Annotated in this window: 13 protein-coding genes; 10 read left to right on the forward strand and 3 right to left on the reverse strand. The window is 60.7% G+C overall.

The genetic code is table 11. The annotated features are described in order from the left end of the window. The first annotated feature begins 108 nt into the window (after positions 1-108). From ACN0SW_RS04615 to mscL, 9 genes are all read left to right on the forward strand, one after another. Positions 109-1,980 (forward strand): hypothetical protein, encoded by a 1,872-nt coding sequence (locus ACN0SW_RS04615; RefSeq protein ID WP_417726737.1) that lies wholly within the window; start codon positions 109-111, stop codon positions 1,978-1,980. Between the two features lie 144 nt (positions 1,981-2,124). Continuing rightward, on the forward strand, positions 2,125-3,495 hold the full coding sequence (locus tag ACN0SW_RS04620) for a hypothetical protein (protein ID WP_417726738.1): 1,371 nt from the start codon (positions 2,125-2,127) through the stop codon (positions 3,493-3,495). A 96-nt stretch (positions 3,496-3,591) separates the two neighbouring features. Beyond that, the gene (locus ACN0SW_RS04625) at positions 3,592-4,887 is read left to right on the forward strand and encodes an ABC transporter substrate-binding protein (protein ID WP_417726739.1); all 1,296 of its coding nucleotides are present in this window, start codon (positions 3,592-3,594) and stop codon (positions 4,885-4,887) included. Positions 4,888-4,920: 33 nt separating this feature from the next. Beyond that, complete coding sequence (locus tag ACN0SW_RS04630) at positions 4,921-5,526, forward strand: hypothetical protein (protein ID WP_417726918.1); 606 nt, start codon at positions 4,921-4,923, stop codon at positions 5,524-5,526. A gap of 13 nt (positions 5,527-5,539) precedes the next feature. Beyond that, a complete protein-coding gene (locus ACN0SW_RS04635; protein WP_417726740.1) occupies positions 5,540-6,466 on the forward strand; it encodes a branched-chain amino acid ABC transporter permease in 927 nt (308 codons plus the stop codon). Further along, complete coding sequence (locus ACN0SW_RS04640) at positions 6,463-7,395, forward strand: branched-chain amino acid ABC transporter permease (protein WP_417726741.1); 933 nt, start codon at positions 6,463-6,465, stop codon at positions 7,393-7,395. The genes ACN0SW_RS04635 and ACN0SW_RS04640 overlap by 4 nt, the downstream gene beginning before the upstream one ends. Next, on the forward strand, positions 7,392-8,117 hold the full coding sequence (locus ACN0SW_RS04645) for an ABC transporter ATP-binding protein (RefSeq protein WP_417726742.1): 726 nt from the start codon (positions 7,392-7,394) through the stop codon (positions 8,115-8,117). Before ACN0SW_RS04640 ends, ACN0SW_RS04645 begins: the two co-directional genes overlap by 4 nt. Further along, on the forward strand, positions 8,101-8,796 hold the full coding sequence (locus ACN0SW_RS04650) for an ABC transporter ATP-binding protein (RefSeq protein WP_417726743.1): 696 nt from the start codon (positions 8,101-8,103) through the stop codon (positions 8,794-8,796). Before ACN0SW_RS04645 ends, ACN0SW_RS04650 begins: the two co-directional genes overlap by 17 nt. Before the next feature lie 140 nt (positions 8,797-8,936). Next, a complete protein-coding gene (gene mscL / locus ACN0SW_RS04655) occupies positions 8,937-9,359 on the forward strand; it encodes a large conductance mechanosensitive channel protein MscL (protein ID WP_417726744.1) in 423 nt (140 codons plus the stop codon). Positions 9,360-9,396: 37 nt separating this feature from the next. Here mscL and rlmH read toward each other — a convergent pair whose 3' ends face one another. The 3 genes from rlmH to ACN0SW_RS04670 all read right to left on the reverse strand — a co-directional run bounded on the left by rlmH (position 9,397) and on the right by ACN0SW_RS04670 (position 11,741). After that, a complete protein-coding gene (rlmH, locus tag ACN0SW_RS04660) occupies positions 9,397-9,867 on the reverse strand; it encodes a 23S rRNA (pseudouridine(1915)-N(3))-methyltransferase RlmH (protein ID WP_417726745.1) in 471 nt (156 codons plus the stop codon). Continuing rightward, positions 9,868-10,233 (reverse strand): ribosome silencing factor, encoded by a 366-nt coding sequence (gene rsfS / locus ACN0SW_RS04665; RefSeq protein ID WP_417726746.1) that lies wholly within the window; start codon positions 10,231-10,233, stop codon positions 9,868-9,870. A gap of 182 nt (positions 10,234-10,415) precedes the next feature. After that, positions 10,416-11,741, reverse strand: coding sequence for a mechanosensitive ion channel family protein (locus ACN0SW_RS04670; protein ID WP_417726747.1), 1,326 nt, complete (start codon positions 11,739-11,741; stop codon positions 10,416-10,418). Between the two features lie 96 nt (positions 11,742-11,837). On the opposite strand from ACN0SW_RS04670, the gene ACN0SW_RS04675 reads away from it, so the two are divergent. After that, the gene (locus ACN0SW_RS04675; protein WP_417726748.1) at positions 11,838-12,767 is read left to right on the forward strand and encodes a histone deacetylase family protein; all 930 of its coding nucleotides are present in this window, start codon (positions 11,838-11,840) and stop codon (positions 12,765-12,767) included. Positions 12,768-12,778: the final 11 nt, after the last annotated feature.

Below are 12,778 nucleotides of genomic sequence, written 5' to 3' on the forward strand. Positions count from 1 at the left end.
AGGCAAGCAAAGCGAGCACATATTATGGTTGGTTCAAGTAAGATACTAACGGTCTCCTACGGCACGTTTTCGTGCACGTTGGAAGGATTTGACGATTCATTTGATACGATGAAAGCAATTGCGGAGTATTTTCGCGATTTAGCGGCGGATGACCGATACTTTGGGGCAGAGCCGCCAACGCCAGATGCAGAGATGTTGGCGCGAATCGCCGAACGAGAAACTGCCCGTCGGGTAGATGCGCATGAAGAACGCGGCAAAATTGTGCTTCGGGCTGAAACGGCTCAGACGCTCATGCACACGGCCAAGTTGGAAACAGCGGGAACAGAACCGACAGCCCCCGTTGCGGAACCGCAGGTCGCCAAAAAAGCAACAGCTGTACCAGACATCGAATCCGCCAAGGCAATCGAACCCGCACCTGAACCTGTTGCCGAGGTGACGCCAGAATCCGTGCAGGCTGACGAAGCTGCCGAGAAATTGATGGACAGGGCGGACGCAGACACCGCAGATGCACAAGTCGAGGCCGACACCGCAGCAGCAGAGACGAGCACGCCAGACGTGCCCGAAACCTTGGAGAACGAACCCCTCGCGACACAAGCAGAAGCCGAAGCCGAAGTCGTCGTGTCCGAACCAGTCGTAGACAGTGAAAGCATCGCTGCCAAACTAAGTCGGATCCGGTCGGTTGTGGCACAGACCGAGGACGAGGCCGAATCCCAAGATCAATATACCGAAGACGAACACGCACAGGATTTTCTGGACAGCGTCGCAGAAGATCTGAATGCAATTCTCGCCGAAGATGACCGCGCAACCACCGAATTTCCCGAGGATGAAAGCGACCAAGACGCGGCGAACGATTTCGAGGATACCCTAGCCGCACTCATGGCCGATGCAGAACCCGCCGGCGCCAAGGTCGAACCCCCTGCCCCAATTACTCAAGAGACAGAGGCGCAACCGGTCGCACAGGTGATAAAGGTCAATCGCGCCGAGTTCGAGTCGGCAGTCGCGAATGGCATTTTTGAAGAAGACGAATACGAAGAGGACGATTTAGAGGACGCAGAGGCAAACCTTTTTGGCGAAGATGACACCGCACTGAGCCCCGAAGAAGAGGCAGAGCTGCAACGCGAATTGGCCGAAGTCGAGGCTGAACTGGCCCTTGATGATGCGGCAGAGCCGGACGCGGAACCTCAGGCAGAGCTTGAGGACGAAGCCGAGGACGAGGTTGCTGAAGCTGAACATGCGCCCTTGACGGTAACTCCGCGCACAGAAGTCGCATCCGACTCCGCAGAAGAGCCTGGTGTGAGCCGGTTGGAACGTGCGGCAGGATCCAGTGATCTGACCCGGATCTTCGAGAAAACCGATACGCAGCTTGACGCCCCCGACTCAAGTCAGCGACGCAATGCCATTCAGCATTTGCGCGCGGCGGTGGCGGCAACCCGTGCCGAGCATAGCGCCGGATCGAGTCTGCGCGAAAATGTGGATGATACTCCCTATCGCAGCGATCTTGCCAATGTCGTGCGCCCGCGCCGCCCACAGATTGAAGCCCCGAGCGAACGCTCTGCACGCCCCGAAGAAAGCCGTCCCGCACCGCTCAAGCTGGTGGCGGAGCAGCGCATCGACACGCCGCGCACAACAATCCGTCCGCGCCGCATTTCCACAGCCGACTTCGAGGTCGATATCGCGGTCGAAACACAAAACGGCAGCTTTATTGCCTTCGCTGAAGAGATGGGCGCAACCAGCCTGCCAGACCTGCTAGAAGCGGCAGCAGCCTATTTGTCTGATGTCGAGGGGCGGCCGCAATTCTCGCGACCGATGCTGATGGGCAAGCTCAAGGAGGTCGAGCGAGATCGGTTTTCACGAGAGGATGGATTGCGCTCCTTTGGGCAACTCCTGCGTCAGGGCAAGCTGCAAAAGCTGGCAGGTGGACGGTTTGCCGTGACCGAAGAAACAGAATTTCGCGCGTCGGGCCGTCGTCAAGCAGGCTAATACCATCGCCTTTGTGACGTAAACAGTGATATCCCTCGCCCCCCAACAGGTGCGAGGGATTTGCGTTTTTGCGGCGATTTACCTCTTTCCCGCACCACACAAGACGGTCAGGATTGACCAGCAAGAGAGGCAGAGGGCAGAGGCATGCGCGCGATTATTTTGAGCGGAGTGTTTCTTGCGCTGACGAGCGGTTTACTCTGGGCGCACGCCGGAGAGCAGGGTTTTGTTCTTCTCTTACCAACGGCGGCTTACATCACGGCCGGTGGCGTGACCGTAGCCATCACCGTTGCACTCTTGGCCGTGCTGCCGGGGGGGCTGACAGAGGCACTCTTTCGGCCTTTTTCACTTGGGCGCATACGCATATGGTTCAGGGTGCGGCATGCGATTAGCCTGAGCGTTACGCTGGCACTCGGCTGGCTGGTTTGGCGAGGGCTGGTGGGGCCGGGAGATCCGGGCGTCAATCCGTTGCCGCTGGCGATCTGGGTGGTGTTCTGGATCGGCTTGGTCACGGTGCAGGGGCTGATCGGAGATGTCTGGCGCTGGATCAATCCGTGGGTGGGCGTGGCTGTTTTGCTGCGCAGTTTCACCGGAATGCGCCCGCCCCTGCGCTATCCCCGCGCCTTGGGGCATTGGCCTAGTGTTTTGGGATTCCTAGCTTTTTCCGGGTTTCTGATGGCTGACCCTGCCCCCACTGATCCGGGGCGTCTAGCGGTGGTGGTGGGGTTTTACTGGTATGCGATGCTGGTTGGGGTGGCTCTTTTTGGGCCTGTCTGGCTGATTCGGGGCGAGGCGATCACGGTTTTGATGCGGACCTATCGCCGGGTATCTTTCATCGGGATATCAAAGGGTTGCATTTCCATTGGCGGGCCGGGATGGCAGGTTCTCAGGGCCCCAAAGGCCGGTTTGGGACTGGCGGCCTTTTGCCTCATATTGCTCGGCTCGGGCAGTTTTGACGGGGTGAACGAAACCTTTCTCTGGCTTGGAATCCTTGGGATCAACCCGTTGGAGTTTCCGGGGCGATCCGTCGTCATATTACCCAACATCTTGGGGCTACTGGCGACCAACTCCGCACTTGTTGTGGTCTTCACCGCAACCCTCTGGGTGGGTGAGCGGCTGGCGGGAGGGCAACCACGACCCTTGCGGGCGCTCTTTTGCCTCTTTGCGCCGACAATCCTGCCCATCGCGCTGGCCTATCATATTGCGCATTACCTGACCGCGTTTCTGATTGACGGGCAGTATGTTCTGGCGGCCCTCGCACGCGCCCTTGACCTTACAGAGCTTACAATATCCGCCGGATTCCTTAACACTCCCGGCCCGGTCAGGATCATCTGGATGACACAGGCGGGCGCGGTGGTGGCGGGGCATGTGATTGCCATCCTGCTGGCGCATGCGCTGGCGATGAGCGCGGGCGATGGACGGCGACGCGCGGTGCTGGGACAGGCACCGCTCGCCCTTTTCATGATTGCATATACGGTCTTTGGTCTCTGGCTGCTGGCCACACCACGCGGGGCATAAGGCGTTAAGCGCTCTGGACAACCCCAAAGGGCTTGCGCAGAGTGTGCAGGTGCGGCATTTGCAGGACAAATGCGACTGATCTTTGGAGGATACGCGATGAACTGCCCAAAAATGAGCCCGACAACCAGCACGACCCGACGCGGCGCGCTGACTGCGCTGGCAGGCGGCGTTGCGGCGGCAAGCCTGCCGATGTGGGCACGCTATACCCATGCCCAGACCACCGCCCCCATCAAGATCGGGTTTCAGGTACACCGCACCGGCATCGGGGCGGCCTATGGCCGCTGGTATGACCGCACCACACAGGCGGCGGTCAAACTGATCAATGAGGGCGGCGGCATCAATGGCCGCATGATCGAGATCGTGGCCGAGGATGATGGCACGGACCCCAAGCGCGGGGCCGAAGTGGTCGAGAAATTCGCCAATCAACATGGCTGCGATATCGGCTTTGGCACGCTCTTTAGCCATGTCGTCATTGGCTCTGCGCCGCGCGCGGGCGAATTGAAACTGCCGTATTTCGTGGTTTCCGAGGGGCACCACGTCGCCTCTGGCATGCTCAACCGCTATACCCTGCAACCGGGCATCACCGATGTGAAGAGCCAAGTTCAGGCGATGGCCCCCTATGTAGCCGCGAACCTCGGCAAGAAAGTCACCATGGTGTTTCCGGATTTCGCATTCGGTCATGACCACCGCGATTTCTTTACCCAAGCCATCGAGGCGCAGGGCGGCGAGGTGCTGGCGCATATCGCCATTCCGCCGTCAGAGACATCCTTTACCAAGTATTTCCCGAAAATTCCGCGCGATACCGAGGTTTTGTATCACGTCATGGTCGGACCTGCCGTGCTGACCTTTGTCAAGGAATTGGGCGAATTCTTTGGTGGGCAGGGTCCGGCGCTATTCGGGTTTATTGACAGTCTAGAGGCGGTGGCGATTGACAGCCCCGGTCTGGAGTTCCTTGAAAACAGCTATTTCTGGGAGGGCATGTGCCGCAATCAACAACCGGATGAAACCGCGCATGAGACCGCTTACCGGGCGGCAGTTGGTGTCGATGCACTGGGTGCATCGCTCAGCGATGGTCGCGACGTGGCCACCTATGCGCATATGTTCGGCTGCTGGGAAACGCTGCATGTGATCAAAGCGGGCATGGAGGCGGCAGGTTATAGCGGACCGCAGGACCGCGCCGCGCTGATTGAGGCAGTCGAGGCAATGACCCGCCTGCCCGAGAGCCTGGCGCATCCGCAAGGGGACAAGCTGTTCAATGGCAAAACGCATCAGGTGTTTGGTCATCAGAATATTTCTCAGGTGCAGGGCGGCAAGCTGATGCGTGTGCATCGTACCTCGATTGAGGATACACTTTATCCCGACGAGGTGGATTACACGACGCAGCCGCTCTAAAGCGGTCTTGGCGAGCGGGGCGATAATGTGAGGATTCGACGGGTTTTCTGGGGTCTGGCGCTGGTGGTGTTAACCGGCTGCGGGGCGCCACCCCCGCCCCCCCAAGACGGAGACATAACCCGTCTGGCGGCCGCAATCCGCGCTCTGGGCCCAGAGGTAGACCCCAACGAGGCGAGCCGCGCCGCGCGAATTTCCTATGAGTATAGTCACCAGCTTGCGTTGGACTACGAGATCACCGATCCACCGATTGTGCATAACACCAAGGTCAACTTGGGGCTGAAGCCGCGCGGTCTGTGCTGGCATTGGGCGCGGGATATGGAAGATCGGTTAAAGCAGGAAAATTTCCAGACGCTCGATCTGCATCGCGCGGTCGCCAACGCCGAAAACGCCTTTCGGCTGGAGCACAGCACGGCAATTGTCAGCGCCAAAGGCGATGCCTTTGATCAGGGGGTCGTGCTCGACCCATGGCGCAGAGGCGGGCGGCTGACTTGGGTGGCTGTGGGTGAAGACCGGGCCTATAAATGGGAGCCCCGCAATGAGGTGGTGGCCCGCGCGCTGGAGCGCAAGCACGGGCAGATCGTGACCCTGACCGACGATGATCGCATCCTGATAGGCGGGCTGGAGTTCGCCGCGCAATGACACGGCACCATCCATGGAGCTAGGCCCCTATCTGGTGCTGGCCACGGTCGAGGGCGCGGTGACAGCGGCGGTGCTGGCGCTGACGGCGGTGGGCCTCAGCCTGGTGTTTGGCGTGATGCGGGTGGTCAATATCGCCCACGGCGAGTTTTTCATGCTGGGCGCGGTGCTGGCGTGGTGGATCGCGCAGACCATGGCCGGGCATCCCGCCATCGGTTTCGCGCTGGCGCTGGTCGCGGCACCGCTCCTTGTAGGGGCGCTGGCGGCGGTCGCGGATATGACGATCCTCAAGCGGCTGAACTATGATCCCGAGCGCACCATCGTCGCCACCATCGGTCTGCTCTATATCATTCAGCAAGTGACTCTCATGGGATATGGTCCCGATGCGCGGCCCGTCGCGGCCCCGTTCAATACGCGGCTGTCTATTCCGTGGTTCGAGCGGGGCGCGGAGGGTTGGCAGATGATCTGGCCTTGGGGGCTGGGCACGACATCCTACAAGCTGGCGGTCATCGGCGCGGCGGTGGTAATCCTGTGCGCAGTCTGGGCGTTGATGGCGCGCACGCGGATCGGTCTGGTGATGCGCGCGACGCAGGCGGATCGTGAAATGGCGCTGGCATTCGGCATCCCGGTCGAGCGGGTCTATGCGCTTGTCTTTGGTCTGGGCGCGGCGCTGGCGGCGCTGGCGGGCGTGCTGATCGTCCCAATCCAGCAAGCGCATTACCTGATGGGGGCGGACCCGCTGCTGTTGTCGTTTATCGTGGTGATTATCGGTGGGCTTGGCAGTCTGCCCGGCACGGTGCTGGCGGCGGTGCTGATTGGCCTCAGTGACGGGATCATCTCGGTGTTTTTCTCGCCCACTCTGGCCAAGATATTGGCGACGCTCTTGGTCGGGCTGGTGCTGGTGTTTCGTCCGCAGGGTCTGTTTGGGACACGCGGCGCATGAGGGTTTATGCGTCACATGCCGGGCTGTTGGCCCTGTTGCTGGCGCTGCATTTCGTGCTGCCCGCCTATCACCACGGCAATCTGGCGCGGGTGATGGTGCTGGCGAGCTATGCCATGGGTTACAACCTCATGTTTGGCTATACCGGGCTGCTCAGTCTGGGCCATGCGCTGTTTTTCGCGGCGGGCATGTATGGGATGGGGCTGGGGGTGCAGCATCTGGGCCTGACGCCTGCACCGGCGCTGATTTTGGGGCTGGCGGCGGGGGCTGTGGTCTCGGGTGGGCTGGCCGTGCTGGCGCTGCGCACGGCCGGGGTGGCGTTTATGATCGTCACGCTGATGTTCGCGCAGGCGGGATATCTGACGGTGCTCTACTTTGGCGGGCTGACGCGGGGCGATGAGGGCTTTGTGATTCAGCAGCCGGAACGCATGCTCTGGGGCATCGACCTGAGCCTTGAGGGCAACCGCTATCTGGCGGCGCTGATCCTGTTTGGGGTTTGCATGATGCTGTGCCTGTGGATCGTGCGCTCACCGTTTGGCCGGGTGCTGGTGGCGATCCGCGAGAACGAGGACCGCGTGCGCATGCTGGGCTATGACGTTTTCGCGCATAAGTTCGCGGTCATGGTGATTTCGGGCACGATGGCAGCAGCGGCGGGGGCGGCTTACGGTCTGCTCTTTGGCTATGTGGGGGCGACATTTGCCTCGGTGCAATATTCGATCTTTCCTCTCCTCTGGGTGCTTTTGGGCGGGGCGGGCACGGTGCTGGGACCGTTCATCGGCACGCTCTTCATGTTCTACCTGATTGACCTCAGTTCAGGCGTGACCACCGCCTATATGCTGATTGCCGGTGTCGCACTGGTGCTGCTCACGCTCTTTGCCCCTCAGGGGTTGATGGGCGAATTGCGGCGGCGGATCTGGCGGGGGGTGCCATGATGCTGCTGTCAACGCGGGGATTGAGCAAACATTTCTCTGGGCTGCGCGCCGTTGAAGGCGTGGATTTCGACCTGCCCCAAGGCGAAATTCGCGCCCTCATCGGCCCGAATGGGGCAGGCAAGACAACGCTGGTCGGCATGATCTCGGGACGGATCAGCCCAAGCGCGGGGCAGGTGATCTTTGACGGGCAGGATATCACCGCGTTGCCCGCGCACCGGCGGATGCGCCTTGGCATGGCCTATACGTTCCAAATCACGTCGATCTTTGGCCGGTTGAGCGTGCAGGAGAATGTTGCCTTGGCCGCGCGGCGGCATCTGAGCGGCAAGGCCGTGAGCGGGGAAGTAGATGCGGCACTGGCGCGTGTCGGGCTGACGGACCGCAAGGATCAAGAGGCTGGCGATCTGGCCTATGGCCATCAGCGCCTGCTGGAAATTGCCATGGGTCTGGCGCAACGCCCGCGCCTGCTCATCCTGGACGAGCCAACGCAGGGGTTGGCGGAGGGCGAGATTGACAGCTTTGTGCATCTGATCCGCGAGCTGGCGCAAGAGGCGACGATCCTGCTCATTGAGCATAACATGCGGGTGGTGATGGATCTGGCGGACCGGATCACCGTGCTCAACTTTGGTCAGGTTCTGGCCGAGGGAACGCCCGCGGAAATTCATGCCAACAGGGACGTGCAGGCGGCCTATCTGGGGGGGGCGCCCGATGCTGCGGCTGGATAAGGTCAACGCAGGCTATGGCCGGGCACAGGTGCTGCGCGATCTAAGCCTAGAGGTGCATCCGGGCGAAATCCTCTGCCTGTTGGGTCGCAACGGGGCGGGCAAGAGCACCACGATGCGGGCGATCATGGGGCTTTTGCCGCTCATGTCCGGCAGCATCTGGTTGCAAGAGCGCGCCCTGAGCACCCTGCCCGCGCATGAGGTGCCGCGCGCCGGCGTGGGCTATGTGCCGCAGGGACGCAGGCTGTTTGCTGACCTCACAGTGGCGCAGAACCTTGAGATTGGACTCCGGGCGCGCAAAAGCGGGCCAGAGGTGCGCGAGGACGTGCTGACGCTTTTCCCGCGCCTGCGCGAGCGTTTGGGACAAAAGGCGCAGACCCTCTCGGGGGGCGAACAGCAGATGCTGGCAATGGCGCGGGCGCTCTGTCTGCGGCCAAAGGTGCTATTGCTCGACGAGCCGACCGAGGGGCTTCAGCCTTCGATGATCGCAGCCATTCGTGAGGTGATTACAGGACTGCGGGCAAAGGGGGTCGCGGTGCTGTTGGTGGAACAGCGGGTCGATGCGGTGCTGGAAGTGGCGGACCGGGTGGTCTTTTTGGAAAATGGCATTGGCGGGGCCGTGATGAGCGCCAAGACGCTGCATGCGGATCGCAGTCTTGTGGAGCGCTATATCGGCGTGTAGCGCCCCTCTCTGAGGGGAGGTCCCTGCGTCAATTCCCCGTGCTGCACGGCATTTTTATGCCAAAATCGCACAAAAATATGCTAGAGGCCCGACGCGGGCGCCCGAACAGACCCGTGTGTGACAGTGGAAAAGGGACAACAATGATTCAAGAGTTCAAGGATTTTATCGCCAAGGGCAATGTCATGGACATGGCCGTGGGGATTATCATCGGTGCGGCCTTTACTGCGATTGTCGGCTCGCTGGTGTCCGATCTGATCAATCCGATCATCAGCCTGTTTCTGGGCGGCATTGATTTCTCGGGCCTCTACATCGTGCTTGGGTCCGGCGAATATTCCTCGATTGCAGCCGCAGAAGAGGCAGGAGCCGCAGTGTTTGCCTATGGCCGTTTTATCATGGCCGTGATCAATTTCCTGATCATTGCTTGGGTGGTGTTCATTCTGGTCAAGCTGGTGAACCGCGCAAAAGACGCCACAATAAAGCCGAAAGAAGCGGCCCCCGCCGCCGACCCTGGTCCGTCGGAACTGGATATTCTGATGGAAATCCGCGACGCGCTGAAGAAGTGATCAAATCAAGGTGGGGGGCCATGTGCCCCTCGCCGCTTCAGACACGGTGATAGGGGCTTCCGGCCAAGATCGAAGCGGCGCGATAGAGCTGTTCGGACAGCATCACCCGCACCAGCATATGTGGCCAGACCATCCGGCCAAAGGACAATGCAAAATCCGCCCGCGCCCGCAGCTCTGGCGCAATCCCATCCGCGCCACCGATCACCAGCGCCAGATCGCTGCGCCCGGCATCACGCCAGCCTGCCATCGTATCGGCAAAATCAGGAGAGGACAGCAGCTTGCCCCGTTCATCGAGGACCACAAGCACCGCGCCTTGGGGAATCACTCGGTCCAGCAACAGGGCCTCAGCCGCCATACCGCCGCCCTTCTTATCCTCGACCTCGTGCAGGGTGGCAGGGCCAAGACCGTGCGCGCGCCCCGTTCGGTCGAACCGGGTGAGATAATCGTCGAACAGTGCGCGTTCCGGGCCGGTCCGCAACCGGCCCACCGCGCAGATGTGAACCCGCATTCAGACCTGAGACGCCGCCGTGTGCCCCGAAGGCAACCACATCTTTTCAAGTTGATAGAAATCGCGGACCTCGGGGCGGAACACATGGACGACCACGTCACCTGTGTCGATCAGCACCCAGTCACCGGTTTCCTTGCCTTCGGTGCGGGCAACGATCCCCATATCCTGCTTGAGCCGGTCCATCAGTTTCTCTGCGATGGCAGAGACCTGCCGCGAGGAGCGCCCCGAGCAGATCACCATATAGTCGCACATGGCCGTTTTGCCGCGCAGATCAATCTGCACGATGTCTTCGGCCTTGTCGTCGTCGAGAGAAGTCAGGATCGCCGCAAGCTGCGCTTCGCTATCTGCGGTCACGGTGGGCATCATCGAGATGGCCCCCTGTTCAGCGGCATTTGCCGCGTATGTCGTAAAAGACAGGACATCGTCCTCCTTTGCTGCGCACCGCAAGACCCCGGCGCAAGGTATAACGCTAAGGTAGCAAGAGATGCGCGACTTTTCAATAAACCCTAAAGACACAATCTAATATGACGCGGGAATGTGCTGCAAATTTACCCGATTGGCGGCTCTGTGCGCGCCGCATCCCCCAACATCCGCACCTCGCGCTGCGGGAAGGGGATGGAAATACCGTGCTCTTGAAAGGCGTCCCAAAGGGCAAGATAGACATTTCCACGAATATTGGTGAGGCCCTGGGTAGGGTCCTTGATCCAGAATCGCAGGATGTAATCCACGCTGCTGTCACCGAAACCAACGATGTGACAGACCGGTGGTTTGCTGCTGAGCACGCGGGGCACACCGCTGGTGGCGTCGATGGCGACTTTGCGTACAAGATGCGGATCGTCGCCATAGGCGGTGCCAAAATAGATGTCGAGCCGCACGAAATCGTTGGAATGCGACCAATTCACCACCTGCCCGGTGATCAGATCCTCATTCGGGATGAGATATTCACGCCCGTCCCGTGTGGTGATCGAGACATAGCGCGCGCCGAGGGAATTGATCCAGCCAAAGGTCTCGCCCAAGCTGATCACGTCGCCGGGTTTGATCGATTTATCGAGGAGGATGATGATCCCCGACACAAGGTTCGAAACCACCTTTTGCAGGCCAAAGCCGAGACCCACACCAATCGCCCCGGACAAGACGGCAAGCCCGGTCAGATCCACACCGACGGTGCGCAGGCCGATAAAGAACGCGGCACCATAGAGCAGCACCTGAGAGAACTTGACCACCAACACCTGCATTGAGGGCGAGAGATCCTCATTGCTGCGCACCCGCGCGCTCGTCACCCGTGCGGTGAACCGCGCCAGCACGACAAGACCACCGATCACGATCACCGCCTGCAAAAGGAGCCAGAGGGAAAACCGCGTCTCCCCCACCTCGATCGCGGCGCTGTCGAGCAGGCTCTGCGCCTGTTGGGTAAGATTGAGAATGCTGAGCGTGACCCAAGTCCAGCCCGCATAACGCACAAGGCTGCGCAACAAGCTGTTACCGATCAGCCGGGTGAGGATGGCGATGATCAGCCACGCAAATGCCAACTCTCCGATGATGGCCAGCAGATAAGAGCGGCTGGGCCATGTCAGATCGCGCATCAGCCAGATCACCGGCCAGATCAGCAGGACAAAACAGATGAGCCGCAGGCGGCGGTGCAGCATAACCAGCAGGCGCATGCGCCATTTTGGCCACCCTTCACGGGTTCGCATCCACTCGCGGCAAGGCGGCCCCAACAGGTGTTCCAGCAGATGGGCAAGAGCAAAGAGGCCAAGGACAATGGCAACCTGATAGGCATTCCACGGGCGCAACAGGCTGCGCAAGAACATTTCGGCCTGCGCCCAGAGGCCAAGCGCAATCTCTTGCGTCAATGTGATGGTATCGGCTTCCATGTCTGTCAGAGTGGCATGCTGCCTCGCCCCCCACAAGGCCGCACTGGACAAGCCCCGCAATTCAGGCTCTTTTTGAACCAATAACGGAGGAGCGTCATGACCACAGCCCTGATCACCCACCCTGATTGTCTGGGCCATGAAACGCCCCCCGGTCACCCCGAACAGGTCGCGCGGCTGGAACGTATTCTGGAGGCTTTTGAGGGCAAGGACGTAATCCGCGTCAAGGCCCCCCTTGTGGCCGAAGACGATCTCTTGCGCGTTCATCCCAAGAGCCATGTTCAGGCGATCCGGGCCGCATCCCCCGCCTCGGGCAGGGTGCAACTGGATGCTGATACATGGATGTCGCCGGGCACGCTTGCCGCGGCCCATCGCGCGGCAGGCGGGGCCGTCCGCGCCGTTGATCTGGTGCTCTCGGGCGAGGTGCAAAACGCCTTTGTCGCCACCCGGCCACCGGGGCATCATGCCGAGCGCGAGACAACCATGGGCTTTTGTCTTTTTGGCAATGTCGCGGTCGCGGCAAAATACGCGCTGGATCATCACGGGCTGAAACGGGTGGCGGTCGTGGATTTCGACGTGCATCACGGCAATGGCACGCAAGACCTGCTGGAAGACGAGTCACGCGCATTTTTCGCATCGTCGCATCAATACCCGCTCTGGCCCGGGACCGGGGCCGCGCATGAAACCGGCCCGCATGATACAATCTTGAACGTGCCGCTTGCGCCAAAGTCGGGCGGAGAGGTGTTTCGCCGGGAATATGAGGCCAAGGTCTTTCCGCGGGTGCGTGCCTTCAAACCTGATCTCATCCTTGTTTCCGCCGGATTCGACGCGCATCGCGATGATCCTCTGGCCGACCTCATGCTTGAAACCGAGGATTTCCAATGGGTCACCGAACGGCTGTGTGATCTGGCGGATGAGCTATGTGGCGGACGGCTGGTGAGTTGCCTTGAAGGCGGTTACAATCTCGATGCGCTGGCCGAGAGTGCGGCGGCGCATCTAGACGTTCTGATCGCGCGCGGCGCAGCCTGATACCAATCCCA

This window comes from Roseovarius sp. (genome assembly GCF_048262375.1).
In the GTDB taxonomy this organism is placed as follows: Bacteria; Pseudomonadota; Alphaproteobacteria; order Rhodobacterales; family Rhodobacteraceae; genus Roseovarius.

Excerpts from the sequence above, each read along its gene's own strand:
- ACN0SW_RS04615 (WP_417726737.1), top strand. The coding sequence starts at position 109 with ATGAAAGCAATTGCGGAGTATTTTCGCGATTTAGCGGCGGATGACCGA.
- ACN0SW_RS04670 (WP_417726747.1), bottom strand. The coding sequence starts at position 11,741 with ATGGAAGCCGATACCATCACATTGACGCAAGAGATTGCGCTTGGCCTC.
- ACN0SW_RS04645 (WP_417726742.1), top strand. The coding sequence starts at position 7,392 with ATGATGCTGCTGTCAACGCGGGGATTGAGCAAACATTTCTCTGGGCTG.
- rlmH (WP_417726745.1), bottom strand. The coding sequence starts at position 9,867 with ATGCGGGTTCACATCTGCGCGGTGGGCCGGTTGCGGACCGGCCCGGAA.
- ACN0SW_RS04625 (WP_417726739.1), top strand. The coding sequence starts at position 3,592 with ATGAACTGCCCAAAAATGAGCCCGACAACCAGCACGACCCGACGCGGC.
- ACN0SW_RS04650 (WP_417726743.1), top strand. The coding sequence starts at position 8,101 with ATGCTGCGGCTGGATAAGGTCAACGCAGGCTATGGCCGGGCACAGGTG.
- mscL (WP_417726744.1), top strand. The coding sequence starts at position 8,937 with ATGATTCAAGAGTTCAAGGATTTTATCGCCAAGGGCAATGTCATGGAC.
- ACN0SW_RS04635 (WP_417726740.1), top strand. The coding sequence starts at position 5,540 with ATGGAGCTAGGCCCCTATCTGGTGCTGGCCACGGTCGAGGGCGCGGTG.
- ACN0SW_RS04620 (WP_417726738.1), top strand. The coding sequence starts at position 2,125 with ATGCGCGCGATTATTTTGAGCGGAGTGTTTCTTGCGCTGACGAGCGGT.
- ACN0SW_RS04675 (WP_417726748.1), top strand. The coding sequence starts at position 11,838 with ATGACCACAGCCCTGATCACCCACCCTGATTGTCTGGGCCATGAAACG.
- ACN0SW_RS04640 (WP_417726741.1), top strand. The coding sequence starts at position 6,463 with ATGAGGGTTTATGCGTCACATGCCGGGCTGTTGGCCCTGTTGCTGGCG.
- rsfS (WP_417726746.1), bottom strand. The coding sequence starts at position 10,233 with ATGATGCCCACCGTGACCGCAGATAGCGAAGCGCAGCTTGCGGCGATC.